Consider the following 23,282-nt stretch of genomic DNA (forward strand, 5'->3'; position numbering starts at 1 on the left):
ATCATGGCGACTATTATCGACCCACTGCCCCAGGCGGTCCGCGACGACCTGGATCGGCTAAACGCCCTGCTCGACGCCGTGCCGCCCAAGACGGCCGGCGACAATCTGCTGATGGCCACCTGGAACATCCGGGGGTTCGGCAGTCTGACCGAGAAATGGGAAAGCGAGGAGGGCGACAGCCCCCGCCGCGACTTCCACGCCGCCGTCCTGATCGCGGCGGTGCTCGAACGGTTCGACGTCATCGCGGTGCAGGAGGTTAAGGCCAATCTGCGCGCCCTGCGCCATGTGCTCAAGAAGCTGGGGCCCGACTTCGGCTTCCTGATGACCGACGTCACCTACGGCGATCCCGGCAATGACGAGCGCCTGGCCTATATCTACGACGCTCGGCGGCTGAAGCCGTCCGGTCTGGCCTGCGAACTGGTGGTGCCCGAGGATCTGGACACGCCCTACGCCACCCCCGCCAACGCCTTTCAGCGCCAGTTCGTCCGCACCCCCTACGCCGTCAGCTTCAACGCCTCCGGCAAGACCTTCGTCCTCGTCACTCTGCACATCGTCTATGGCGAGAAGGGCGCGGACCGTGTCGCCGAACTGACCGCCATCGCCAAATGGCTGCGCCACTGGGCCGAGTCGATGGACGACTACGGCCAGAACCTGATCTGTATGGGCGACTTCAACATCGACCGCCACGGCGACCCGCTGTGGCAGGCCTTCACCTCGACCGGCCTCGTCACCGCGCCCGGTCTGGAAAAGGTGCCGCGCACCCTCAGTTCCTCGCTCGAGAAGCCCGACCTGGCCAGCTTCTTCGACCAGATCGCCTGGTTCGAGCGGCGCAAGGACGGCAGACCCTATCTGTCGCTGAAGTTCCGCAAGTCGGGCGGCCTGAACTTCCAGGGCGTGGTCCTGCCCCACCTGACCCGCACCCAGTTGTCCTGGCGAATCAGCGACCACTATCCGCTGTGGGTCGAATTCGGGCTGGACTGACTGCGCTCAGCGCCCCGACGTCAGGGTGCAGTCAAGCGCCGGGCTGTCCACCGGCGTCACTTCGTGTCATCGACGCCCTGAACGGCGAGGCTCTCGTCCAACTCGTCATCCTCATCCGCGATCGCGGATACGCCGTTCTCGAGTTCCTCATCCTCGTCGGCCGTAACGACGCCGCCCGGATCGCGTTGGGCCGCCAGTTCGCGGGCGCCCACGCCCTGACCCTGTTCTATCGCGTGATTGGCCTCGACCTCGTCGGTCTCGAAGCGGGGGGTGTCATCGTCACGGTCGGCCATTTCGGTCTCCAGTTCGTGCTGGTCTGACAACCAGCCGCCGCCCCGCCGGTTCCGCTAGCGACCGAAGAAGGGATCCAGACTTGCGCGCGACAGCGGACGAAACACCAGGAACTGCCCCGCGACGCTGACCGTCGCCTCATGCGCCTGCGGGCGCTGCAACACCGCCGGATCATCCAGCGACACCGCCCGCCCAGAGGCCAGGTCGCGCACATCCAGCGTCGGCATGACCGGCCGCCCATTCCCCGTCGCCAAGGCCGCCAGAAAGGCGCGAACCTCCAGCGCCTGTTGCTGCGGCGTCAGGGCCTGCCGCACCCGCCCCCACGCCGCCTGGGCCGACGCCGTCAGCACCACCGTCTGTTCGGTTGGTGTCGTGGTCTGGGCCCGCCCGGCCGTCGCGACCACGCACCCCGTCGTCGCGACCAGAACCAGGATCAGACGTGCGGTGGATTTCCTCATGCCCGCAGCCCAGCACGCCGACCGCGCTCACGGCAAGCTTCACATTTCACGCGATACGGTGAACCTTCCGGCTTCCCGGCGCGTACACTCAACCTGACCGCCGCCGTATCGGAATCCGCATGTCCTCGATCCTCCGCCCCACCCCCGCCCAGTGGACCCGCCGTCTGGTGGTCCTGGCCGCCACAGTCTTCGCCCTGGCCGTGCCTATGGTGCAGAACCTGGCCGGTCTGGGCCTGACCCAGGCCGAGTTCGCGGCGGATGGACACTCGACCCTGCGCGTCGCCGGCTACGCCTTCTCGATCTGGGGCCTGATCTATCTGGGCCTCATGGCCTACGCCGTCCGTCAGGTGCTGCCCCAGACGGGCGAGAGCACTCTGATCAACCGGATGGGCTGGCCGTCGGCCGTGGCCTTCTTCGGCATCGGCATGTGGATCGTCGTCGCCGCCCTGAACCTGAAGGCGGCCAGCGTCATCGTCATCTTCGCCTCCCTGATCGCCCTGCTCGCGCCGCTGGTGGCCTATTCCGGCTCCATCCGGGCGCTCAGCCGGACGGATCGCGACCGACTGCTGCTGGTCTGGCCTCTGGCGGCGCTCGCGGGCTGGCTGACGGTGGCGGCGCCGCTGAACCTGATCACCACCCTGACCGCCTTCGAGGCCCTGCCGGCCGCCCTGTCGCCCGAGGTATGGGCCATCCTGGCCATCGTCGTGACCACCGGCGTCGCCCTTGCCGTCACCGCCAGCCTCCGGACCATCGTCTATCCCCTGCCGACCGCCTGGGGCCTGCTCGGCGCCTTCGTCGCTGAACAGGCCGGCAAGCCCGCCGTCGCCTTCACCGCCTTGGCCGCAGCCATCGTCCTGCTGGTCGGAGGAGTGTTCCTGGCCTTCCGCCTGAAACCGGGGGTCGAGCGCTAGGAGTCCTTGGCCGGCGGCACAGGCGTATCGACCACCGCGTCTTCCCCGGCGCCGACGTCAAACGCGCCGGTCTCCTGAAATCCGACGCTGCCGATCCCGGTCGCCTGTCCGGTCAGCCGCTGCCGGCGGCTGATCATCGCCTGCTCGGGCGCGGCCTTGTCCATCTCGCGCGTCGTGGCCGGATCATTGGACCGATCCATCTGCTGGCCGGTGGCCGGCGTGACCTTTGTCGAGGGGGTGGAGGACATCAGATGCCCGCCCCTTCATCTTCAACTTCATCTTCATCTTCCTTCTGCGCCCGCTCGGCCATGGCCGAGGCGCCGGCGTCGTCGGCCGCAATCTCGGGCAGGTCTTCGTCTTCCGGCGTCGCGGCGGGGTCGATGGGGGTGTCGGTCATGGTGAACTCCGTGGTGGCTACACACGAAATGACGCCCAGCCTCTGGACGTTCCCCCCTACTCAGATCGTGATCGCCGCGTCCGTCTTCGAAAACTCCTCGCCCTTGAACAGCAGCGGTTCGCCACTGCTCAGGCTCAGCGCATAGGCGAAACAGTCGCCATAGTTCAGCCGCGCCGGATGACGCCCCTTGCCGAACCGCACCATGGCCTCGCAGCCGATCCGCATCTGCGCCTGATCGACGGGAACCAGGTCCAGCCGGTACTCCTCCGCAAGACGCCCGAGCACGGGCCGGGCGTCCACGCCGAGCCGGGACGTCAGCACCGCCGCCAGTTCCACCCAGGTCGCGACACTGACCCGGCGCGTCGTCGCCGAACGGATCCGCTCATCGAACGCGGCCGCTTCCGGCTCTCTCAGAACAATGGCGACGAAGGCGGAGGCGTCGATGACCATCAGCGCGGCAGACCGTGCTCGTCGTACATCTCATCGTCGATTTCCTGAAGAGAGCGGCCGTCGCCGGGCGGCAGGGTCCGCAGATAGGCGAACAGGGCCTCGCGCTTGCTCGCCCGCTCCGCCGCCGCCGCCTCATCGGCGGTCAATTCCTTCCAGGTCTTGTCCAGGGCGATGTCGATGGCCTCGGTCAGGCTGACCCCCAGCCGCTCGGCGACGGCGCGCGCCTTGCGCTCCGTCTCGGCGCGCTTGATGCTGAGGCCCATTCTAGAACTCTCAAAATGCTGTCTAGAATATAGCCTATCGGCCCATCACCGGCTAGAAGCCCCCGCCATGAGCGCTCCCCAGAAGACCCCCGCCAAGACGATGGCCGAACTGGCCGCCGAATACGGCCTGGCCCCAAACGAATATCAGGTCGTCCTCGACCGGCTGGGCCGCGAGCCCAACCATGTCGAACTGGGCGTCTTCTCGGTCATGTGGTCCGAGCACTGCTCATACAAATCCTCCAAGATCCACCTGGGCAAGTTCCCGACCACCGGCGACCGCGTCATCTGCGGCCCCGGTGAGAACGCCGGCGTGATCGACATCGACGACGGCGACGCCTGCATCTTCAAGATGGAGAGCCACAACCACCCCTCCTACATCGAACCCTATCAGGGCGCGGCGACGGGCGTGGGCGGCATCATGCGCGACGTCTTCACCATGGGCGCCCGGCCGGTGGCCCTGCTGAACGCCCTGCGCTTCGGCGATCCCAGCCACGAGAAGACCAAACGCCTGGTCAAGGGCGTCGTCTCCGGCATCGGCGGCTACGGCAACTGCGTCGGCGTGCCCACCGTGGCGGGCGAGACCAATTTCCATGCCGGCTACAATGGCAATATCCTGGTCAACGCCATGTGCGTGGGCCTGGCCAAGGCCGACAGCATCTTCTATTCGGCCGCCCCCTCGGCGGGCCTGTCGGTCGTCTATTTCGGCTCCAAGACCGGCCGCGACGGCATCCATGGCGCCACCATGTCCTCGGCCGAGTTCGACGACGAGTCGGAATCGAAACGCCCCACCGTCCAGGTCGGCGACCCCTTCGCCGAGAAACTGCTGATCGAGGCCACCCTCGAACTGATGGCCTCGGGCGCCGTCGCCGCCATCCAGGACATGGGCGCGGCGGGCCTGACCTCCTCCTCGGTCGAGATGGCCGGCAAGGGCGGCGTCGGCATCGAGCTGAACATGGACGCCGTGCCCCAGCGTGAAGAGGGCATGACCGCCTATGAGATGATGCTGTCGGAAAGCCAGGAGCGGATGCTGGCGGTCCTCAAGCCGGGCCGCGAAGCCGATGGCGAACGCATCTTCAAGAAATGGGGTCTGGACGCCGCCACCATCGGCGTCACCACTGATACCGGCCGTCTGGTGCTGAAGCATCACGGCGAGACCGTGTGCGACGTGCCCCTGGCGCCCCTGTTCGACGACGCGCCCTTGTACGACCGCCCCTGGGTCCAGCCTGAGTTGCAGCCCAGGCTGAACCCTTCCGACATTCCCGCGCCCGAAAACTGGGCCGATGCGGTGATGAAGGTGATCGCCTGCCCCGACATGGCCTCCAAGCGCTGGATCTGGGAACAGTACGACCGCCACGTCATGGCCGACACGCTGCAGGACTCGGCCACCGGCGCCGACGCCGGCGTGGTCCGCGTCCACGGCACGGACAAGGGTCTGGCCGTCACCAGCGACTGCACACCCCGCTATGTCCAGAACGACCCTTACGAGGGCGGCAAACAGGCGGTGGCCGAGGCCTGGCGCAACCTGACCGCCGTCGGCTCGCGTCCCATCGCCATCACCGACAATCTGAACTTCGGCAACCCGCAGCGCCCCGAGATCATGGGCCAGATCGTCCGCGCCATCGACGGCATGGCCGAGGCCTGCCGCGAGCTGGTCTTCCCGGTCGTGAGTGGGAACGTGTCGCTCTATAACGAGACCAACGGCGTCGCCATTCCGCCCACCCCGACCGTCGGCGCCGTCGGCCTGCTGGCCAACTACGACGTGGTGACCAACTTCTCGACCATGGCCGCGGGCGATGCTCTGGTCCTGATCGGCCAGACCGTCGGCGAACTGGGCGCCTCCATCTATCTGCGCGAGGTTCTGGGCCGCGAGGACGGCGCCCCGCCGCCCGTCGATCTGAAGCTGGAAAAGAAGACCGGCGACTTCGTGCGCGACCTGATCGAGGCCGGCGATCTGACCGTGGTCCACGACCTCTCGGACGGCGGCCTGATCGGCGCGGCCGCCGACCTGGTCCTGGCCTCAGACGTCGGCGTGACCCTCGACGCCTCCAGCGCCGCCCACGCCCACATCTTCCTGTTCGGCGAGGATCAGGCCCGCTACCTGGTCGCCGTGCCCGACGCCGACGCCCTGATCGCCAAGGCCCAGGCTGAGGGCCTTCACGCCTCGGTCGTCGGCCACGCCGGCGGCGACGCCTTCGGCTCGAAGGGCGACAAGGGCGAACTGTTCAGCATCCCCGTCGCCCATCTGCGCGAATGGCACGAAGGCTGGATGCCGGGCTGGCTCGGCGACGCCGCATGATCCGCACCGCCCCGCCGATCGCGTTGCTCCTCGTGCTAGGGGCCTGCGACGGCGGCGGCGATCCGGTGCAGCAGGCGCTGCGTGAAGCGTCGGCCGCCAACCAGGCGGCGGCGACCCGAACGACAGCGGAAATGCAGGCAGCGGCTCAGACTGCGGATCAGGCCTATGTCGCCAAGATGATCGCCCATCACGAAAGCGCCGTCGCCACGGCCCGGGTCGCCCTGCGCGACAGCCGCGATCCGGAAATCCGGCGCATGGCCCAGATGGTCATCGACACTCGAACGCGTGAGATCGCCGAAATGAAGACCTGGGCGCCGACCGCCCCTAAGGCGAACTGAACTTGGCTAAGGGATCCTATCCCGGCGGCGGAAAACGGGCGCGTCCTCCCGGTTCCAAAACTGCGCCGACGGGACGTCTTGCCGAGCGGAAGCCGGGCCGGCCTGCCGCACGGACGCCGTCCAAGCCTTCACAGATCACGAGAGACGAACTGAAGCACTTCAGTTTTCGCGGTCGATCCAAAGAGGCGTTTCTGGATGAGCTCGATCCGTGGCTCCGCGCCTGTTTCAAGAACGGCTTCACCCGGCCCAACGAGATCGCCGGCCTTCTGAACAAATTGCGGAAGACAACCGCCTGCGGCCAACCGTGGACGCCTCACCTTGTCTGGGGTCTGCAACGCTTTCTGTTCGAGCGGCGCGAAAAGCGCAGAGCCGCTCAATCGGGTGAAGCGGCCCCGGTTTTGAAGCCCGCAGCCTCAGGCCAGGGCTCGAAGGATTTGAGTGCTGAGGATATGGCGCGGCTGCTCGGCGCCATCGGCAGGGCGTCGCCTTCTCGTTGACGTCGTACTGGTCCACTATGCTTCATGAACGCTTGCACCAGATCGCACGTTTTAGGGACGACGCGCCCGGCTGACGGGCGATTTGAACAGGAGCGGCTTATGGACGCGACGACGGCCGACACCATCTTCCGCCCCGCCATCCCGCCCCGTCGCACGGGCGGTCCCCTGCCCCTGCTGCCCTTCCTTTGGATCAGCTGGCGCGACCCGATCCGCATGTGGTCAGAGCGGCATTTCACCGAGCCGCAGTTGCACGGCAACAGCGCTTTCGGCGAGATCCTCGTCGTCAGCCATCCCGAGGGCGTCCGTCACGTCCTGACCGAAAACGCCGCCAACTACGTCAAGGGCGACCTGCAACGCCGGGTGCTGGGCCCCATGCTGGCCGAGGGCCTGCTGCTGACCGAGGGCGACACATGGCGTCGCGCGCGCCGCATCCTGGCCCCCCTGTTCACCCCCGCCAAGATGGCCACCCTGAACGCCCGTATGGCCGAGGTCTGTCAGGCCCGCGTGACCGGCTGGTCCCTGTCCGCGCGCGGCCGGGTGCTGGATATCGACAGCGAGATGTCCGGCCTGACCTTCGACATCCTGTCCGCCACCATGTTCTCGGACGAGTTGGGCGGCGAGGCGCGCGGCTTCGAGCGCGCCCTGAACCAGTTCCTGGCCAATGGCGCGCGCATCGATCCGCTGGACGTGCTGGGCGCGCCGGACTGGGCCCCGCGCCTGGGCCGTCTGGCCAGTTTCCGCTCGGCCCGCTTCTTCGAGCAGCGCGTCACCACACTGGTCGAGGCCCGCCGCGCCCGGATCGAGGCCGACGCCGACGCTCCCGACGACCTGCTCAGCGCCCTGCTGCTGGCCCGCGACGAGAACGGCGGACCCGGCCTGTCTGACGAAGAGGTCGCCTCCAACATCCTGACCTTCATCCTGGCGGGACATGAGACCACGGCCCGCGCCCTGGGCTGGACCCTGCACCTGCTGTCGCGCCAGCCCGAATACCTGGCCCGCCTGCAATCCGAGGCCGACGCCTTCGACGTCTCCGATCCCAAATGGGCCGAGGCCCTGCCCTGGACCCGCGCCGTGCTGGACGAGACCATGCGCCTGTTCCCGCCCGCCCCGACCATGGCCCGCAAGGCCCTGGCCGACGACGAGATCGGCGGCCAGCCGATCAAGGCCGGCGCCACCGTCATCATCTCGCCGTGGATCCTGCAACGCCACAGCCTGCTCTGGGACGACCCCGACGCCTTCAAGCCGGAGCGTTTCCTGCCGCAGAACCGCAAGTCCATCGACCGCTATGCCTACATCCCCTTCAGCGCCGGTCCCCGCGTCTGCATCGGCGCCGCCTTCGCCATCCAGGAGGCGATGATCGCCCTGGCCTCCGTCCTGCGCGTAGCCGAGGTCGAGGCTCTGACCACGGTCGAACCCCGCCCGGTTCACCAGATCACCCTGCGCAGCCGCGAGCCCATGCGCCTGCGACTGCGCGCGCGACGGCGCTGACCGTAACGGCGGATCGGACCGACGTTACAAACCCATCGCGGAGGCGACGCAAACCGCCTATAGGCGGCGAAAGTCTCTTTTCGGAAGTCCCGTGCGCACCGCCGTCCTCCTGCCCCCCGGCTGCCGCTTTTCCGAAGCCCAGCCCAATTCGATGGAGACGGTGGTCCGGACCCTGCTGACCGCAGGAGGAGAAAACGAGACGCGGGTCTTCTGTTGCGAAGGCGACGAGGACCCGCCGCCGCCCGGCGTCGTCGCTCTGCCGGACAGCGGCCGTCAGCAGGCCCTGTTCACCGCCCTCAACGACTACAAGCCGCACCTGATCGAACACCACCAACAGGTCAGACAGGCCCTCGCCGTCTCCTCGCGTTTTCCCGACGCCGCCCACCTGCTGTACCGGCACAACGCCTTAAAGCCGGCCCGCCATATGCTGGACCGCTGGCGCTATGCCGCGCGCTTCGCCCGGATGGACGGCTTCATCTTCGTCAGTGTCGCCGAACGGGACGCCTTCGCCCGCGCCTATCCCCACCTCGCCGACCGCGCCCACGCCCTGCCTAACCCCATCGACGCCGCACCCTGGTTCGCCTCGCCCGACGATCGCCAGCCGGTGATCGCCTTCGCCGGCCGGGCCATGCCGGAAAAGGGATTGGACGTCCTGTGCGCCGCCCTGCCCGCCGTGCTCGACGCCCATCCCGACTGGCGCGCGGTGCTGATGTTGAACGACTGGGACAGGCACGCCGCCTGGGCCGGGCCGCATCTCGCCCCTCTGGCGCGCTACGGCGCTCGGGTCTCCGTCATTCACTCGGCCCCCCTGTCTCAGGTGCGCGACACGATGAAAATCGCCGCCATCGCCCTGACCCCCTCGGTGTGGGACGAACCCTTCGGTCTGACGGCGGTCGAGGCCCATGCGGCGGGCGCGGCCCTGATCTCATCCGGCCGGGGCGGCCTGCGCGAGGCCAGCGGCGACCACGCCCTCTATGTCGATGACGTCACGCCCGGAAGCCTGACGGCGGCGATGGAGCGCTTGATCATCCATCCAGAAGAGCGCCTGGCCTTGGCCCGCGCGGGTCAGCGCTATGTGATGGCGACTCACACGCCGCAACAGAGATCCGCTGAACTGGAACAGATCCGCAAAACCGTCCTCCTGTCGCGCCGCCGCCTCGCCGCCTGACCTGCGACACAGCGCCCCCGCGCCCGGCCGCGGCGGCTCGAAAATCTGTCACATCGCGGCGATAGAGCCGGGCTCCAGTTCGGGGATATTCGATGACCACGCTCGCCCTCTCGCGCCGTTCCATGTTGGCCGCCTTCGGTGGAGGCCTGGCGCTGTCGCCGACCGGCCCCGCCCTGGCCCAGGCCGTTTTCGACACCAACCCGTTCCGGCTGGGCGTCACGGCCGGCGACCCCCTGCCCGACGGCTTCGTCATCTGGACACGCCTGGCCCCTGACCCCGTCGCCTACGGCTCCGGCATGCCCCGTGCGCCCATCGCCGTGAAATGGGAAGTCGCCGCTGACCGCGGCTTCAACACCGTCGTCCGATCCGGCGAGGTGATCGCCCGACCCGAACTGGGCCATTCCGTCCACGTCGAGGTCGAAGGGCTGGAGCCCGCCCGCCTCTATTTCTACCGGTTCCAGTGCGGGACCGAGCGCAGCGGCGTCGGTCGCGCCAAGACCGCCCCCCTGGCCGGCGCCTCCGTCTCGGCGGTCCGCTTCGGCGTCGCCGGCTGCCAAGCCTATGAGAGCGGCTATTACACCGCCCACCGCAAGATGGCGGAAGAGGATCTGGATTTCATCTTCTGCTACGGCGACTACATCTACGAGGGTCGCGGCAACCCCATCTATCAGTCGGGCGCCGGCCCCCAGGACAATACCCGCGTCCACCTGGGCGGCGAAATCTACAGCCTCGACGACTATCGCCGCCGCTATTCCCAGTACACGATGGATGCGGACCTCCAGGCCTCGCGCGCCTCGGCCGCCTGGTTCTGCACCTATGACGATCACGAGATCGACAACAACTGGGTCGGCGACATCGATCAGGACGGCGTCTCGCCCGAAATCTTCAACCTGCGCCGCGCGGCGGCCATGCAGGCCTTCTACGAGTTCATGCCGATGCGGAAGTCGGCCTTCCCGCGCGGCGTCGCCATGCAGGCCTATCGCCGGGCCCAGTATGGCGACCTGCTGGACATCGCCTTCCTCGACACCCGCCAGTACCGCACGGACCAGCCATGCGGCGACCGCTACAACGCCACCTGCCCCGGCATAGAGGCGACGGCGGCCCAGGTTCTGGGCGACGCCCAGGAGGCCTGGCTGCTGACCAACCTCGACCGCTCGAAGGCCCGGTGGAAGGCCCTGGCCCAGCAGATCATGATGATGGATCTGAACCGCAACACCTCCGGCGGCCAGGGCGTCAACACCGACAGCTGGGCCGGCTACCGCGTGCCCCGCAACCGCCTGCTGCGCCACATCCGCGACCGCCGCATCGACAATGTCGTGGTCCTGACCGGCGACGAGCATCAGAACTACGCCGGCGGCCTGTGGCTGGACGGCAGCCAACCCGAAGGCGCCCCCATCGCGGTCGAGTTCGTCTCGACCTCGATCAGCTCGGGCGGCAACGGCTCGGATCGCGGCTCGGACTACGACCGCTTCCTGTCCGCCAATCCCCAGCTGAAGTTCCGCAACACCCAGCGCGGCTATCTGGTCTGCGAAGCCACCCCGAACCTCTGGACCACCCAGTTCAAGGTCCTGGACAAGGTCTCCGACCGTTCGGGCGAACTCAGCGTCCGTCAGACGATGGTGGTCGAGGCCGGATCGAACACCCTCACCGCCGCCTGATCCTTCAGGTAAAGCGCAAGGCGTTCGCGATCACCTTCGAAGAGACGATCGACGAACGCTTGAACCTCAAGCTCGAGATAGTTTGCTCGGCTCACCTGGGGAACATAGACCAGAATTCCTGACGTCCTGTCCGATCGGATGATGTCCTTGTGCATCAGCCGGTTCAGCAAGGTCTTGATGGTGGCGTCGCCCCACGACTGGTCGCGCCTGACTTCGTCCAGCAAAGCCTTCGGCGACAAAGGCCCCCGCCGCCAAAGCGCCGCCATGACGGCGCTCTCAGCTTCGGTGATTGCAATACGGAGCATCAGGCGCTCAGGACCGCGCGATCTATACGAGCATCGACCGCCCAGTTGCACGCCACCGCCACCACCCCGACGAGAAGCCCGAGCACCAGCACCAAGGTTGCCTCCGCAAGCCCCGGCGCCAGCACCTCAAATGGAACCGGGCGCCCGAGACCTGCTATGGCGAGGAATCCCCAGAAGGCATTCAGACCAGCCCCCAACAGACCCAACAGAGGACCGGCGAGACGCAGTGCGGACAGATAGGCGGAGCCGCCGCTGATACCCGGCGACAGCAGTTTGCGGCCCGCGATCAAGATCGCAGCGACCATCGACGCGCAAAGCATAACGATCATCAGCTTGATCGGAACCGCCGCATCGAAAAACACCGTCGCCGCCGTAAACTCAGAGGCCGCGAAGGCGGGCGAAGACAGGCCGATCAGCGGAAAAGAAGCCAGCAAAATAGGATAGGCACGAGACATAGCGCTCTCCAAGATTACGTTCGTAATCTTTTTAAACTACACTCGTAATCTGACCCGTCAAGCTACAAAACAGGCACTGCCTGCGACAGCCGCCCGCCGACCCGGATCGGCTCGACCCGCGTCGCCAGCCCCGTCCTGTCGTCCGTCTCCACGAAGACGCCGCACACCGTCGCCGGACCGGACGCGGGCGTATAGCGCCCACCCGACAGCCGGGTGGTGAAGCGGCGCAGCGGCTCTTCCTTCTCGTTGCCGATGACGCTGTCATAGTCGCAGCAGCCGCCGGCGTCGGTCTGATAGGCCGTGCCGCCCGGCAGGATCTGGCAGTCGGCGGTCGGGACGTGGGTATGGGTGCCGACCACCAGCGACGCTCGCCCGTCGCAGAAGTGGCCCATGGCCATCTTCTCGCTGGTCGCCTCGCAGTGCATGTCGACGATCACCGCGTCGGCCACAGCCCCCATGGGCGCCGCCGCCAGCTCGCGCTCCACGGCCCCGAACGGATCGTCCATCGGGTCCATATGCACCCGGCCCAGCACATTCATCACCAGGACGGTGCGGCCCGTGTCGGTCTCGAACAGATTGGCCCCCGCGCCCGGCGCATCCATCAGCCGCGGATAGTTGGCCGGCCGGATCAGGCGCGGCTCGCGCACGATATAGGTCAGGGCCTCGCGCTGGTCCCACGAGTGATTGCCCAGGGTCAGGCAGTCCGCCCCCGCCATGAACAGCTCGCGCGCCGTATTCTCGGTGATGCCGAACCCGCCGGCGGCGTTCTCCGCATTGATCACCACGAAGTCCAGCTTCAGGTCGCGCTTCAGGCCCGGAAGATGATCGCTGATCCCGTCACGGCCGGACTTGCCGATGACATCGCCGAAAAATGCCAGTCTCATTCGTGTACGCCTTTAGCACGATCCGACCAGTCCTCGACCCTCAGGCCGGGAACGCGCTCGAACTCGCCAGTGTTGCGGCTGACGACAGTCAGCCCCCGACTGCGAGCATGACCCGCAATCTGATAATCATAAGGTCCGATAGGGCGTCCTTGACGCTCCAAATCCGCGCGGATGGCCGCTGTATGCCGCGCCGCATCTTCGTCAAAGGCAAGAATATCCAGTCGCGCCAGAAACGCCTCGAGCCGTTCGGCGCGACGAGAGTCAGCCAGCTTGCTGGGACCGACCGCCAACTCCATGACGACCACCGTCGAAACGTGAAGCGGCTCGTGCTCGGTTCTTAGGCGCGCACCCAACGCGGCGCTGCGCCCCCGTAGAATGTCGATACAGATGCTGGTGTCCAGCATATAGCCGGTGCTCACCAGTCCTCCCGCTTCTGCATCTCGGGCTGATCGCGATCTGGCCAGTCCGAAATGCCGGGTTGGTCGAGAAAGTCGTCCCACAGCGCATCCACCGGCACCAGGCGCAAGCTCTTGCCCTCCTTGATGACGCGAAGCTCCTTCACGTCATCGGGAAAGGCCACGGCCTTGGGCAGTCGCACGGCCTGCGAGCGATTGGACTTGAAGACCGTGGCTTTCAGCGGGGCGCTCATGGCCTCCCTATCGGCTTGCCGCACGTATATGTCAACGGCATATCCCTCAGAACGCCCGATACCCGGCCTCGGTAAGCACCCCGTGCAGCCGCATGTCGTGCGCTTCCAGCGTAAGAACCTCGACCGCCTGTCCCGCATAGGCGAAGCCGATCCGGATCACATCGGGCCGCGCCGCAAAGGTGCGGTCGTAAAACCCGCCGCCCTGCCCCAGCCGCCCCCCGACCGCGTCGAAAGCCAGCAGCGGCGTGATGATCAGATCCGGCTCCAACACCTCGGCCAGCGGCAGGGGCGCGGGACAGCCGGCGGCGTCCATCTCCAGCGGCTCGCCCGGCGACCAGGCGCGAAAGACCATTGGCGCGTCCCGCTCCAGCACCACCGGCAGGCACAGCCGCCGCCCCGCCGCCTCTAGCGCAGCAGCCAGGGCCTCGGTGGCCAGCTCGGATCCCATGGCGCGATAGAGGGCCACGACCCGCCCGGGCGGCAGGGCCTCCGCATGATCGGCGGCGCGCCGGGCGGCCATCGGATCGGCCTCGGCCAGAGCCTTGCGCCGCGCGCGGGCGGCCGACCGGAGTTCATGCTTCTCAAGGGTCATGACGCGGGCTTACACGCCCCATCCGGTCCCGCACAGAGACCATGCACCTCGTATGCCCGACTCGCTCAAGCACCGCGCCGCCGCGCGGCGAGCGGCAGCGCAACAATCGCTCAAGCAGCGAGCGACCGCGTCGCGAGCGGTAGCGATAAAAATCGCTCAAGCAGCGAGCCGCCGCGCGGCGAGCGGTAGCGACAAAAAGAAAGAAGTTGGCGGCGCCGCAAGAACCGTGAAGGGCGTTTAAATCCTCTCGAACCTGGGTAGCCAGGTGGGCTCCATATGCCCAGGCCCTCGAGCCCGGACAGGGACAGATCCCTTTGAGTGAATTAAGGTCGCGAGGAAATGTATGCCTTCGACGAGGGCCGCAGCAGGACCCGCCGTCAAACAAGATAGGCGCTGCGCCCCGCCTTCTCAAGCGCCGGGATCAGATTGATTGCGCGATCTTCTCGATCCGCGCCGCCACGGCGTTCAGCGCCTCGGCCACCCCGTCGCTGGTCGGCGGCGCGGCGGCTGTCTGCGGCGCAGGACCCCCGCCCCCGTTCAGCCGCGCCTCGTGCAATTCGTCCGACAGGATCAGGGCCGACATCAGGAACAGCCGCAGGTCCCCCACATGACCCACGTCCTGGGCCACCTGGCGCACCTGGTTGTCGAACTGTTTCGCCAGGATGCGGACCCGCTCCTCCTGCCCGTCGGCGCAGCCCACCGCATAGGGGCGGCCGTTGACCTCTACCGTCACCGTCGCCATCAGCCGGCCTCGCTTTCGGTCTCGTCGTCGTCTTCGGTCAGGTCGTCCTGATCCAGCACCTCGCGCACCGCCGCCGCCGCCCGCGCCAGGGCCTGCGACGCCTCGCGCCCGGCGGCCTCCAGCTCGGCCACGCGCGCCGTATCCGCCCCGTTCCCAGCTCTGGGCGCGAACAGGTCGTCGTCGGCGATCGCCGGCGCCGAGGCCGGACGGGCCTTCAGCTCCAGGATCTTGCGTTCAAGTTCGGCCAGGGCCCGGTCGATACGGGCCCGTGCGGCCGTGGTGGCGTCTGCCATCGGTCGCTCCTTATAAATTCCGTATAGAACCCGAGGACGCGCCGGGGTAAAGCGGCGCGCTTCTGAATTTCCGCTTCCGCCGAAAGGTCTTCCCCCGTGACCGACGTCAAATCCGCCCCCAAGGCCACGCCCCAGCAGATGGCCAACGCCATCCGCGTCCTCGCCATGGACGGCGTCGAACAGGCCAAGTCGGGTCACCCCGGCATGCCCATGGGCATGGCCGACGTCGCCACGGTGCTGTTCTCCAAGTTCCTGAAGTTCGACGCCAGCCGCCCCGACTGGGCCGACCGCGACCGCTTCATCCTGTCGGCGGGCCACGGCTCGATGCTGATCTACGCCCTGCTGCACCTGACCGGCTACAAGGCCGCGACCAAGGAAGAACTGTCCAACTTCCGCCAGTGGGGCTCCAAGACCGCCGGCCACCCCGAATACGGCCACATGCCCGGCGTCGAGGTCACCACCGGCCCCCTGGGCCAGGGTCTGGCGACCTCGGTCGGTTTCGCGATGGCCGAACGTCACCTGGCCGCCAAATACGGCGACGACCTGGTCGATCACCGCACCTGGGTCGTCGCCGGCGACGGCTGCCTGATGGAGGGCGTGTCGCAAGAAGCCATCGCCCTGGCCGGCCGGTACAAGCTGAACAAGCTCACCGTCCTGTGGGACGACAACGAGATCACCATCGACGGCAAGGTCTCCCTGTCCGACGCCACCGACCAGAAGGCCCGCTTCAAGGCCGCCGGCTGGGCGGTCAAGGCCATCGACGGCCATGACATGGACGCGATCAAGTCCGCCCTCAAATGGGCGACCCGCCAGGACAAGCCGACCCTGATCGCCTGCAAGACCAAGATCGGCAAGGGCGCCGCCACCATGGAAGGCAGCCACAAGACCCACGGCGCCGCCCTGGGCGCCGCCGAGATCGCCGCCACCCGCCTGGGCCTGGCCTGGGATCACGAACCCTTCGAAATGCCGGCGACCATCGCCGACGCCTGGGCCAAGGTCGGGCGTCGCGGCTCCAAGGACCGCAAGAAGTGGGAGGCCCGCCTGGCCGCCTCCGGCCAGGCCGCCGACTTCACCCGCGCCATGAAGGGCGACCTGCCGGAGGGCGCCTTCGACGCCCTGAACGCCAAGATCGCCGAACTGATCGAGACCCAGCCCGCCCAGGCCACGCGTCAGTCCTCGGGCGCCGCCCTGGACCAGGTCTTTGCGTCCATCCCCGAACTGGTCGGCGGCTCGGCCGACCTGACCGGCTCGAACAACACCTTCGTCGCCGGCACCCCCATCCTGGACGCGCCGTCGTATGAAGGCCGCTACGTCAACTGGGGCATCCGCGAGTTCGGCATGGCCGCCGCCATGAACGGCCTGGCCCTGCACGGCGGGATCATCCCCTATGCCGGCACCTTCATGGTCTTCTCGGACTACAGCCGCCCGGCCATCCGTCTGGGCGCCCTGATGGGGGTCCGCGCCATCCACGTCCTGACCCACGACTCGATCGGCCTGGGCGAGGACGGCCCGACCCACCAGCCGGTCGAACACCTCGCCGCCCTGCGCGCCATCCCCAACCTGCTGGTCTTCCGCCCCGCCGACACGATCGAGGCCATGGAGTGCTGGCAGATCGCCCTGCAATCCAAGACCACCCCCTCGGCCATGGCCCTGTCGCGCCAGAAGACCCCGGCCGTCCGCACCGCCGCCTCGACCGAGAACCTCTCGGCCAAGGGCGCCTATGAGATCAAGCCCGCCTCGGGCGAGGCCAAGGCCACCCTGTTCGGCACCGGCACGGAACTGGCCCTGGCCCTGAAGGCCGCCGAAACCCTCGAGGCCGAAGGCGTCCCGACCCGCGTCGTCTCCGTCCCCTGTGTCGAACTGTTTGAACAACAGGACGCCGCCTACCGCGCCTCGGTCATCGGCCGCGGCACGATCCGCGTCGCCGTCGAGGCCGCCATCAAACAAGGCTGGGAAGGCTTCATCGGCGAGGACGGCGCCTTCATCGGCATGACCGGCTTCGGCGCCTCCGCCCCCGCCGAGGTTCTGTACGACAAGTTCGGCATCACCGCCGACGCCGTCGTCGCCGCGGTCAAGGCGCGACTGTAATCTTCGTCATCCTCCGGCAAGCCGCGAAGCGGCGCAGACCGGGGGACCCAGCGGCGCGCGAGAGCGCGAACCTGTCGCGCACGCTGGCCGTTGGTCTTGTTGAACCATTTCGCCTTCGGCGCCGCTGGGTCCCCCGGTCTCGCTGCGCTCGCCGGAGGATGACGAAAGGAACACGTCGATGAAACTCGGCACCCCCCTCTCCGACACCGCCGTCCGCGTCATGCTTCTCGGCTCGGGCGAACTGGGCAAGGAGGTCGCCATCGAGCTTCAGCGGCTGGGCGTCGAGGTGATCGCCGTCGATCGCTACCCCAACGCCCCCGCCATGCAGGTCGCCCACCGCAGCCACGTCATCCCGATGACCGACCCCCAGGTGCTGAACGGCGTCATCCTGGCCGAGGCCCCGCACATCATCGTGCCCGAGATCGAGGCCATCGCCACCGAGGTCCTGGCCGACATCGAGGCCGCCGGCTTGGCCGTGGTCATCCCCACCGCCCGCGCCGTGCAACTGACCATGAACCGCGAGGGCATCCGCCGCCTCGCCGCCGAAGAGCTTGGCCTGCCCACCAGCCCCTACGCCTTCGCCGGCAGCGCCGAGGAACTGGCCGCCGGCGCCGAAACCGTCGGCTATCCCAACTTCGTCAAGCCGGTCATGTCCTCGTCCGGCAAGGGGCAATCCTTCGTCGAAAGCCCCGACGAAATCGCCGACGCCTGGACCTATACGCAGGACAGCGGCCGTGTCGCCGGCGCCCGCGTCATCGTCGAGGGCCGTATCGACTTCGATTTCGAGATCACCCTGCTGACCGTCCGCTCGCGCGCCGCCGACGGCTCGACCCGCACGGACTTCTGCGCCCCCATCGGCCACCGCCAGGTCAAGGGCGACTATGTCGAAAGCTGGCAGCCCCAGGCCATGACCCCCGCCGCCCTCGCCGCCTCGCAAGACATCGCCGGCAGGGTCACCGACGCCCTGGGCGGCCCAGACAACAAGGGATGGGGCGTCTTCGGCGTCGAACTGTTCGTCAAGGGCGACCAGGTCTGGTTCTCCGAGGTCTCGCCCCGCCCCCACGACACCGGCCTAGTCACCCTGGCCAGCCAGACCCTGAGCGAGTTCGCCCTCCACGCCCGCGCCATCCTGGGCCTGCCCGTCGACGTCACCCAGCGCGAACCCGCCGCCAGCGCCGTCATCTACGGCGGCATGGAGGCGCAAGGGATCGCCTTCGAAGGCGTCGCCGAAGCCCTCTCCGTCCCCACCGCCGACCTGCGCCTCTTCGGCAAGCCCGAAGCCTTCGACCGCCGCCGCATGGGCGTCGCCGTCGCCCGCGGCGCCGACACGGACGAAGCCCGCGACCGCGCCCGCGAAGCGGCGAGCCGCGTGAAAGTCGTGCGAGGCTAAAACAGACCGCCACAGGTTCACCTCCCCGGTCGCGAAGGCGAACGGGGAGGACAGGCGGGAGCGTCAGCGAACGCCAGGCGGGGGCGACTCGGTGTCTGAAGCTGGTCCGGTCATCGCCCCCTCCTGGTCGCAAGCGCGACCTGTCCTCCCCACGCGCTCCGCGCGCGGAGAGGTGACGCCAGCCTCCCCCTCTTTCGTCATTCCGGGCGAAGCGCAGCGGAGACCCGGAACCCAGCGGCGCGCGAGAGCGCGAACCTGTCGCGGACTCTGGCCTTCAAGCGTCGTGCGGCGGCCGCATCGCCTTCGGCGCCGCTGGGTTCCGGGTCTGCGGGCCAAGCGGCCCTTCGCCCGGAATGACGAAAGATGGGATCGAGCGCGCACAATGACGCTGCCTCCCCTTCAACAATTCCAACCCCTTACAAGAATCTCACCCCCCTCTTCTAATCACTCCCCAAAACCCCCGCAAAATACCCCCGGTCTCGTCGCTAGGAGGGCTCGTAAGGCCTGCGACCTTGCGGCGGCGGGAGCGTAGGGATCAGGGGCGGGGGTGGGATCCCCCCGCGCCGCATGACGGTGCATCGGTGGGCTCATCCCGCGCAGAAACGTCGGCGGAGGACTCGGGGTTAGGAACCCGGTCGCACTCGGGACGGTCCTTCGCAGGGATCGCCGACCTGACGCAGGCCATGGGGAAGAGGCATCACAACTGCCGCTTCAACCTCCCCGGCCGGTAGAAACACCCTGCGCGCGGAGCGTCTGTCTTCGTCGAAACGGTAAAAACTATTCACTCCGGGCGAGGCCCGGCGCTCCGTCCCGCCCTCCGAACTTCGCAGCGAAAGCGCGTCGGCGCCGCCGCTTGACCTGTAGCCTTCCGCCGCCCGAACCCTTAAATGCCGTCCCCTGACGAAAGACCCGCACCGTGAGCCCCGACGACTTCGACCTCGATCTCCCGCAAGACCTTCAGGACGGCCTGATCGCCGTCGGCGAGGCCGCGCGCGATCTGGATCAGCCGTGGTGGATCTTCGGCGGGGCGGCCATGGCCCTGTACGGCCTGCCCGACCTGCATGTGCCCGACATCGACGTCCTGTGCGCTCCGCGCGACGCCCGCGCCCTGCTGGCGGCCCTGGACGGACAGATCGTGCCCGATCCGGGCGAAGGCCTGTTCCGCTCCACCGTCTTCGGCCGCGCCCCGGACCAGCCGATCCTGGTCGAGGTCATGGCCGGGCTCGAGACCCGCGACGGCGCCGAATGGCGGCCGGTCGCCTTTACGTCGCGCCGTCCGGTCTTCATCGACGACGTCCCGCTGTTCGTGCCCGACATCCGGGACCATATCGCCCTTTACCGCCTGTTCGGCCGCCCCAAGGATCTGGCGCGCGTCGAGCAGCTTGAACGACTGATCGCCTGATGCCCTTCCCCTTCGAGATTTCCGCCAAAGAGGGCCGCGCCCGCACCGGCGTGCTGAAGACCGCGCGCGGCGACATCCGCACCCCCGCCTTCATGCCCGTCGGCACGGCCGCCACGGTCAAGGCCATGACGGTGGATCAGGTCAAGGCGACCGGCGCCGACATCCTCCTGGGCAACACCTATCACCTGATGCTGCGCCCCGGGCCCGAGCGGATGGAGCGTCTGGGCGGCCTCCACAAATTCATGGGCTGGGACAAGCCGATCCTGACCGACAGCGGCGGCTTCCAGGTCATGTCCCTGGCCGGGATTTCTAAGGTGAAGGAAGAGGCCGTGACCTTCTCCTCCCATATCGACGGCTCCAAACACGTGCTGACGCCCGAACGCTCGATCGAGATCCAGGCCGACCGGATCGGCGCCGACATCTCGATGCAACTGGACCAATGCGTCTCCTGGCCGGCGGAACGCACCGCCGCCCAGAAGGCGATGGAGCTGTCGATCCGCTGGGGCGCCCGGTCCAAGGCCCGGTTCGGCGAGCGGGAGACCCAGGCCCTGTTCGGCATCCAGCAGGGCTCGACCTATGAGGACCTGCGCCGCCAGTCGTCGGACCAGCTTCAGGAGATCGGCTTCGACGGCTACGCCATCGGCGGTCTGGCCGTCGGCGAGGGCCACGACGCCATGTGCCGGGTGCTGGACTATGCGCCCGAAATGCTGCCCGCCGACCGTCCGCGCTATCTGATGGGGGTCGGCAAGCCGATCGACCTGGTCGAGGCCGTCTGGCGCGGCGTGGACATGTTCGACTGCGTCCTGCCCACCCGCGCCGGCCGCCACGGCCAGGCCTGGACCTGGGACGGTCCGCTGAACCTGAAGAACGCCCGTTTCGCCGAGGACCAGGATCCGCTGGATCCCGCCATCGACGGGCCGTCATCGCAATATTCGAAGGCCTATCTGCACCATCTGATCCGCGCCGACGAAATCCTCGGCAAGGTCCTGCTCAGCTGGCACAATATCGCCTTCTACCAGGCCCTGACCGCCGCCATGCGCGCCGCGATCTCGGAAGGCCGCTTCGAACAGTTCCGCCGCGACTTCCATGCGCGGCATGTGTCGAACTGACCCCCGGAACCATTTGATGCGTATCGAGAAGTCAGGCTTCCACGCCTACAACACCTATCTGGAGGAGCCGCCCCGCGACGCGGGGAACGAGACGGCCCTGCACCGCCACGTCATCATCATCGGCGGCGACAAATATTCCTTCTTCGCCCACTGGTCCGGCAAGTTCGCGCACAAGGGCGAACGGATCTCCTTCACCTGGGACTGGGACCGCACCGGCGAGTTCCGCAACATCGACAAATCCTCCTTCGAGGCCTTCGCCAAGGACGGCGCGGTTCAGATCAGAGGCGATCGCACCGACAAGCGCCGGCCTGCCGGCAGACGTTAGATCCTGTCGGTCGTGGGTCGAACGGCCGAGCCGCCCCTACCGCTTCGGCCGGAACCAGCTCGGCGCCGCCGGGGGAGCGCAGTTCCTCTGCATGCCGATCCCCTTCAGGAAGGCCCGCCGCATCCGCCCCGACTGGATGGTCGACTGGACATGACGACTATGCTGTTCGGCCCCGCTCAGTTGGCGAATCCAGCTGCGGCCCGGAATGAAGTCGGTGGTCGTGCCGCGGATGGCGTCCAGCGTCGCCTTGGCCGCCGCATCGGCCGCCTGTTCGCTGCGATAGGAGCCGTCCTGGCGCGGCGGTTCATCGGTGTCGGGCCCCAGGGCCTGGTCCAGCCGCGCCACCTCGGCGCCGATGGTGGTGCACTGGTTCAGATTGCGCAGATCATAGGGATTGGCCTCCGCCTGCAACAGCACCGTCGGAATCAACTGGCGCCGCAGATTGAAGTCTTCCAGCGGCGCGGTGACCGCTTCGCCAAATCCAGCGCCCACCTGTTCCGCCCCGCCCATGGCGGACCGACCGGCGTTGCAGCTGGACAGGACGAGGGCGGCCGCGAGGACCGGCAAGGGGATCGGCTTCATCCGGCCTTTAGAGCACGCAAGCCGCTCCGATCAAAACATCCGGGCCAGGCCTGCGACCATGACGCCCCAGGCGAGCAGGCTGAACACCAGGCCCAGGGCCAAGCCTCCCGCGAAGTCGAATTCGTGATGTTGATCGTGTCTCATACTCGCTCCCTAGGGTCTTTTTTGTTTATCCCCGGAGCTAATCCCAAAATGGGCCGATCTGCAATCAGGCTTCTTACGGATTATCCATCACGAAACCGTCGTCTTCGCCCGCAGTCGGCCCGGCAGGGGTCAATTCACCACATCCCGCGCCATCAGCATGGCCCCGTCCAGCCCGGCGTGCTCGCGCTCGGCGGCGACCAGATAGCCGCCCTCGCCCATCACGACCGCTGCGCCGTAGCCGTTCATCCGGCCTCGCGCCGCCGCCTCGACCTCGGCGATCAGCCCAGGCGTGGACATCACGCCGCCGCCCATGACGATTCGGTCGGGGGACCAGGCGAACACCAGGCCGGCGACCAGCTGCCCCAGATAATCGGCGGTCACGGTGCGGACCTCGTCCGCCTCTTCCAGCCGACGCCCCGCCAGCCGGGCCTGCACCGCCGGTCCCGCGGCCAATCCTTCGGCGCAATCGGGATGGAAGGGGCAGGCGCTGGGCTGGACGTCGCCCTCGGCCCGACGCACGAACATATGTCCGATCTCCGGGTGCAGCGCCCCCTTCAGGGTCCGGCCGTCCACGCACAGCCCGCCGCCGATTCCGGTCCCCACAGTGACATAGGCCACGGCCCGGGCGTCGCGCCCCGCCCCCAGTCGCGCCTCGGCGACGGCGGCGGCGTTGACGTCGGTATCCACGGCGAAGGGCGCCTCGAAACGCTCCGACAAGGTTTTCGCCAGATTGAACCCGGTCCAGCCCGGCTTGGGCGTCGCCAGCATCAGGCCCCGGTCAGGCGAGGCCGGATCGACCACCAGCGGGCCGAAACTGGCCACGCCCAGTCCCGCCACCGTCCGGTCGGCCACCGCCGCGATAAGGGCCTCCACTGCGGCCTCGGGCCGACCTGTGGCGAATCGTCCTTCATCCAGCACGGCGCCGGCCGCGTCCTCGATCCGCCATACGATCTTGGTCCCGCCGGTCTCGACCGCGAAGAAGACAGGCTGGCTCATCTGGGGCCCCAAAAAAGGAGAAAATGGTACGTCCTCTCGGGCTCGAACCGAGGACCCTCTGATTAAAAGTCAGATGCTCTAACCAACTGAGCTAAGGACGCACCGTGCGACGTCCGGGGCTGGCCCGAAC

Annotated in this window: 29 protein-coding genes, 1 tRNA gene and 1 other RNA gene; 13 read left to right on the forward strand and 18 right to left on the reverse strand. The window is 67.8% G+C overall.

Going from position 1 to position 23,282, the window contains the following annotated elements; all coding sequences use genetic code 11:
• Window positions 1-3 precede the first annotated feature (3 nt).
• Complete coding sequence (locus ACW170_RS15745) at window positions 4-981, forward strand: endonuclease/exonuclease/phosphatase family protein (protein ID WP_492087564.1); 978 nt, start codon at window positions 4-6, stop codon at window positions 979-981.
• A gap of 56 nt (window positions 982-1,037) precedes the next feature.
• On the opposite strand, the gene ACW170_RS15750 is transcribed toward ACW170_RS15745, so the two are convergent.
• Window positions 1,038-1,274 (reverse strand): hypothetical protein, encoded by a 237-nt coding sequence (locus ACW170_RS15750; protein WP_492087565.1) that lies wholly within the window; start codon window positions 1,272-1,274, stop codon window positions 1,038-1,040.
• Between the two features lie 54 nt (window positions 1,275-1,328).
• Complete coding sequence (locus tag ACW170_RS15755; protein WP_492087566.1) at window positions 1,329-1,730, reverse strand: hypothetical protein; 402 nt, start codon at window positions 1,728-1,730, stop codon at window positions 1,329-1,331.
• 119 nt (window positions 1,731-1,849) lie between these two features.
• Between ACW170_RS15755 and ACW170_RS15760 the strand changes: the two genes are divergently transcribed.
• Window positions 1,850-2,641 carry a TspO-related membrane protein gene (locus ACW170_RS15760; protein ID WP_492087567.1) on the forward strand — a complete coding sequence of 264 codons (792 nt, stop codon included), beginning with the start codon at window positions 1,850-1,852 and terminating at the stop codon, window positions 2,639-2,641.
• Here the strand turns inward: ACW170_RS15760 and ACW170_RS15765 are convergent.
• The 4 genes from ACW170_RS15765 to ACW170_RS15780 are packed head-to-tail and all read right to left on the reverse strand — an operon-like array spanning window position 2,638 to window position 3,751.
• Window positions 2,638-2,889, reverse strand: coding sequence for a Tat pathway signal protein (locus ACW170_RS15765; protein WP_492087568.1), 252 nt, complete (start codon window positions 2,887-2,889; stop codon window positions 2,638-2,640). The genes ACW170_RS15760 and ACW170_RS15765 overlap by 4 nt on opposite strands.
• Window positions 2,889-3,038, reverse strand: a complete 150-nt coding sequence (locus ACW170_RS15770; protein WP_492087569.1) for a hypothetical protein — start codon at window positions 3,036-3,038, stop codon at window positions 2,889-2,891. Before ACW170_RS15770 ends, ACW170_RS15765 begins: the two co-directional genes overlap by 1 nt.
• Before the next feature lie 60 nt (window positions 3,039-3,098).
• On the reverse strand, window positions 3,099-3,488 hold the full coding sequence (locus tag ACW170_RS15775) for a type II toxin-antitoxin system VapC family toxin (RefSeq protein WP_492087570.1): 390 nt from the start codon (window positions 3,486-3,488) through the stop codon (window positions 3,099-3,101).
• The gene (locus ACW170_RS15780; RefSeq protein WP_492087571.1) at window positions 3,488-3,751 is read right to left on the reverse strand and encodes a type II toxin-antitoxin system VapB family antitoxin; all 264 of its coding nucleotides are present in this window, start codon (window positions 3,749-3,751) and stop codon (window positions 3,488-3,490) included. The genes ACW170_RS15775 and ACW170_RS15780 overlap by 1 nt, the downstream gene beginning before the upstream one ends.
• Before the next feature lie 67 nt (window positions 3,752-3,818).
• Here ACW170_RS15780 and purL point away from each other — a divergent pair, with 67 nt between their 5' ends.
• The 6 genes from purL to ACW170_RS15810 all read left to right on the forward strand — a co-directional run bounded on the left by purL (window position 3,819) and on the right by ACW170_RS15810 (window position 11,196).
• Window positions 3,819-6,047, forward strand: a complete 2,229-nt coding sequence (gene purL, locus ACW170_RS15785; protein ID WP_492087572.1) for a phosphoribosylformylglycinamidine synthase subunit PurL — start codon at window positions 3,819-3,821, stop codon at window positions 6,045-6,047.
• Window positions 6,044-6,385: a DUF305 domain-containing protein gene (locus ACW170_RS15790; protein ID WP_492087573.1), complete on the forward strand. Its 342-nt coding sequence runs from the start codon at window positions 6,044-6,046 to the stop codon at window positions 6,383-6,385. Before purL ends, ACW170_RS15790 begins: the two co-directional genes overlap by 4 nt.
• Window positions 6,386-6,387: 2 nt before the next feature.
• Window positions 6,388-6,882, forward strand: a complete 495-nt coding sequence (locus ACW170_RS15795) for a hypothetical protein (RefSeq protein ID WP_492087574.1) — start codon at window positions 6,388-6,390, stop codon at window positions 6,880-6,882.
• Between the two features lie 99 nt (window positions 6,883-6,981).
• Window positions 6,982-8,370 carry a cytochrome P450 gene (locus tag ACW170_RS15800; RefSeq protein ID WP_492087576.1) on the forward strand — a complete coding sequence of 463 codons (1,389 nt, stop codon included), beginning with the start codon at window positions 6,982-6,984 and terminating at the stop codon, window positions 8,368-8,370.
• A 91-nt stretch (window positions 8,371-8,461) separates the two neighbouring features.
• Window positions 8,462-9,538, forward strand: coding sequence for a glycosyltransferase family 4 protein (locus ACW170_RS15805; RefSeq protein ID WP_492087577.1), 1,077 nt, complete (start codon window positions 8,462-8,464; stop codon window positions 9,536-9,538).
• Window positions 9,539-9,630: 92 nt separating this feature from the next.
• Window positions 9,631-11,196 (forward strand): alkaline phosphatase D family protein, encoded by a 1,566-nt coding sequence (locus ACW170_RS15810; protein WP_492087578.1) that lies wholly within the window; start codon window positions 9,631-9,633, stop codon window positions 11,194-11,196.
• Here ACW170_RS15810 and ACW170_RS15815 read toward each other — a convergent pair.
• From ACW170_RS15815 to ACW170_RS15855, 9 genes are all read right to left on the reverse strand, one after another.
• Window positions 11,148-11,501, reverse strand: coding sequence for a BlaI/MecI/CopY family transcriptional regulator (locus ACW170_RS15815; RefSeq protein ID WP_492087579.1), 354 nt, complete (start codon window positions 11,499-11,501; stop codon window positions 11,148-11,150). The genes ACW170_RS15810 and ACW170_RS15815 overlap by 49 nt on opposite strands.
• Window positions 11,501-11,956, reverse strand: coding sequence for a hypothetical protein (locus ACW170_RS15820; RefSeq protein ID WP_492087580.1), 456 nt, complete (start codon window positions 11,954-11,956; stop codon window positions 11,501-11,503). Before ACW170_RS15820 ends, ACW170_RS15815 begins: the two co-directional genes overlap by 1 nt.
• Before the next feature lie 62 nt (window positions 11,957-12,018).
• On the reverse strand, window positions 12,019-12,840 hold the full coding sequence (locus tag ACW170_RS15825; RefSeq protein WP_492087581.1) for a TIGR00282 family metallophosphoesterase: 822 nt from the start codon (window positions 12,838-12,840) through the stop codon (window positions 12,019-12,021).
• Window positions 12,837-13,259 carry a type II toxin-antitoxin system VapC family toxin gene (locus ACW170_RS15830; protein ID WP_492087582.1) on the reverse strand — a complete coding sequence of 141 codons (423 nt, stop codon included), beginning with the start codon at window positions 13,257-13,259 and terminating at the stop codon, window positions 12,837-12,839. The genes ACW170_RS15825 and ACW170_RS15830 overlap by 4 nt, the downstream gene beginning before the upstream one ends.
• Complete coding sequence (gene vapB, locus ACW170_RS15835; RefSeq protein WP_221205100.1) at window positions 13,256-13,489, reverse strand: type II toxin-antitoxin system VapB family antitoxin; 234 nt, start codon at window positions 13,487-13,489, stop codon at window positions 13,256-13,258. The genes ACW170_RS15830 and vapB overlap by 4 nt, the downstream gene beginning before the upstream one ends.
• A gap of 46 nt (window positions 13,490-13,535) precedes the next feature.
• Window positions 13,536-14,081 (reverse strand): 5-formyltetrahydrofolate cyclo-ligase, encoded by a 546-nt coding sequence (locus ACW170_RS15840; protein ID WP_492087583.1) that lies wholly within the window; start codon window positions 14,079-14,081, stop codon window positions 13,536-13,538.
• 208 nt (window positions 14,082-14,289) lie between these two features.
• Window positions 14,290-14,452: non-coding RNA, 6S RNA (ssrS, locus tag ACW170_RS15845), on the reverse strand.
• A gap of 50 nt (window positions 14,453-14,502) precedes the next feature.
• Window positions 14,503-14,823, reverse strand: coding sequence for a cell division protein ZapA (locus ACW170_RS15850; protein WP_008263136.1), 321 nt, complete (start codon window positions 14,821-14,823; stop codon window positions 14,503-14,505).
• Window positions 14,823-15,116: a hypothetical protein gene (locus tag ACW170_RS15855; protein ID WP_492087584.1), complete on the reverse strand. Its 294-nt coding sequence runs from the start codon at window positions 15,114-15,116 to the stop codon at window positions 14,823-14,825. The genes ACW170_RS15850 and ACW170_RS15855 overlap by 1 nt, the downstream gene beginning before the upstream one ends.
• A 138-nt stretch (window positions 15,117-15,254) precedes the next feature.
• On the opposite strand from ACW170_RS15855, the gene tkt reads away from it, so the two are divergent.
• From tkt to ACW170_RS15880, 5 genes are all read left to right on the forward strand, one after another.
• Window positions 15,255-17,204, forward strand: coding sequence for a transketolase (tkt, locus tag ACW170_RS15860; RefSeq protein ID WP_492089199.1), 1,950 nt, complete (start codon window positions 15,255-15,257; stop codon window positions 17,202-17,204).
• A gap of 178 nt (window positions 17,205-17,382) precedes the next feature.
• Window positions 17,383-18,594 (forward strand): formate-dependent phosphoribosylglycinamide formyltransferase, encoded by a 1,212-nt coding sequence (gene purT, locus ACW170_RS15865; RefSeq protein WP_492087585.1) that lies wholly within the window; start codon window positions 17,383-17,385, stop codon window positions 18,592-18,594.
• Between the two features lie 916 nt (window positions 18,595-19,510).
• Entirely contained in the window at window positions 19,511-19,996 is a 486-nt protein-coding gene (locus ACW170_RS15870; protein ID WP_492087586.1) for a hypothetical protein, read from the forward strand.
• Window positions 19,993-21,105 (forward strand): tRNA guanosine(34) transglycosylase Tgt, encoded by a 1,113-nt coding sequence (gene tgt / locus ACW170_RS15875; protein WP_492089200.1) that lies wholly within the window; start codon window positions 19,993-19,995, stop codon window positions 21,103-21,105. The genes ACW170_RS15870 and tgt overlap by 4 nt, the downstream gene beginning before the upstream one ends.
• A gap of 16 nt (window positions 21,106-21,121) precedes the next feature.
• Window positions 21,122-21,430 carry a hypothetical protein gene (locus ACW170_RS15880; RefSeq protein ID WP_267515844.1) on the forward strand — a complete coding sequence of 103 codons (309 nt, stop codon included), beginning with the start codon at window positions 21,122-21,124 and terminating at the stop codon, window positions 21,428-21,430.
• Between the two features lie 36 nt (window positions 21,431-21,466).
• On the opposite strand, the gene ACW170_RS15885 is transcribed toward ACW170_RS15880, so the two are convergent.
• The 3 genes from ACW170_RS15885 to ACW170_RS15895 form a co-directional block, all read right to left on the reverse strand.
• Window positions 21,467-22,012 (reverse strand): hypothetical protein, encoded by a 546-nt coding sequence (locus tag ACW170_RS15885; protein WP_492087587.1) that lies wholly within the window; start codon window positions 22,010-22,012, stop codon window positions 21,467-21,469.
• Window positions 22,013-22,285: 273 nt separating this feature from the next.
• Complete coding sequence (locus ACW170_RS15890) at window positions 22,286-23,152, reverse strand: ROK family protein (RefSeq protein ID WP_492087588.1); 867 nt, start codon at window positions 23,150-23,152, stop codon at window positions 22,286-22,288.
• A gap of 24 nt (window positions 23,153-23,176) precedes the next feature.
• Window positions 23,177-23,253, reverse strand: a tRNA-Lys gene (locus ACW170_RS15895).
• Between the last annotated feature and the right edge of the window lie 29 nt (window positions 23,254-23,282).

The sequence above is a fragment of the Brevundimonas sp. FV2ps16 genome, from assembly GCF_058681075.1.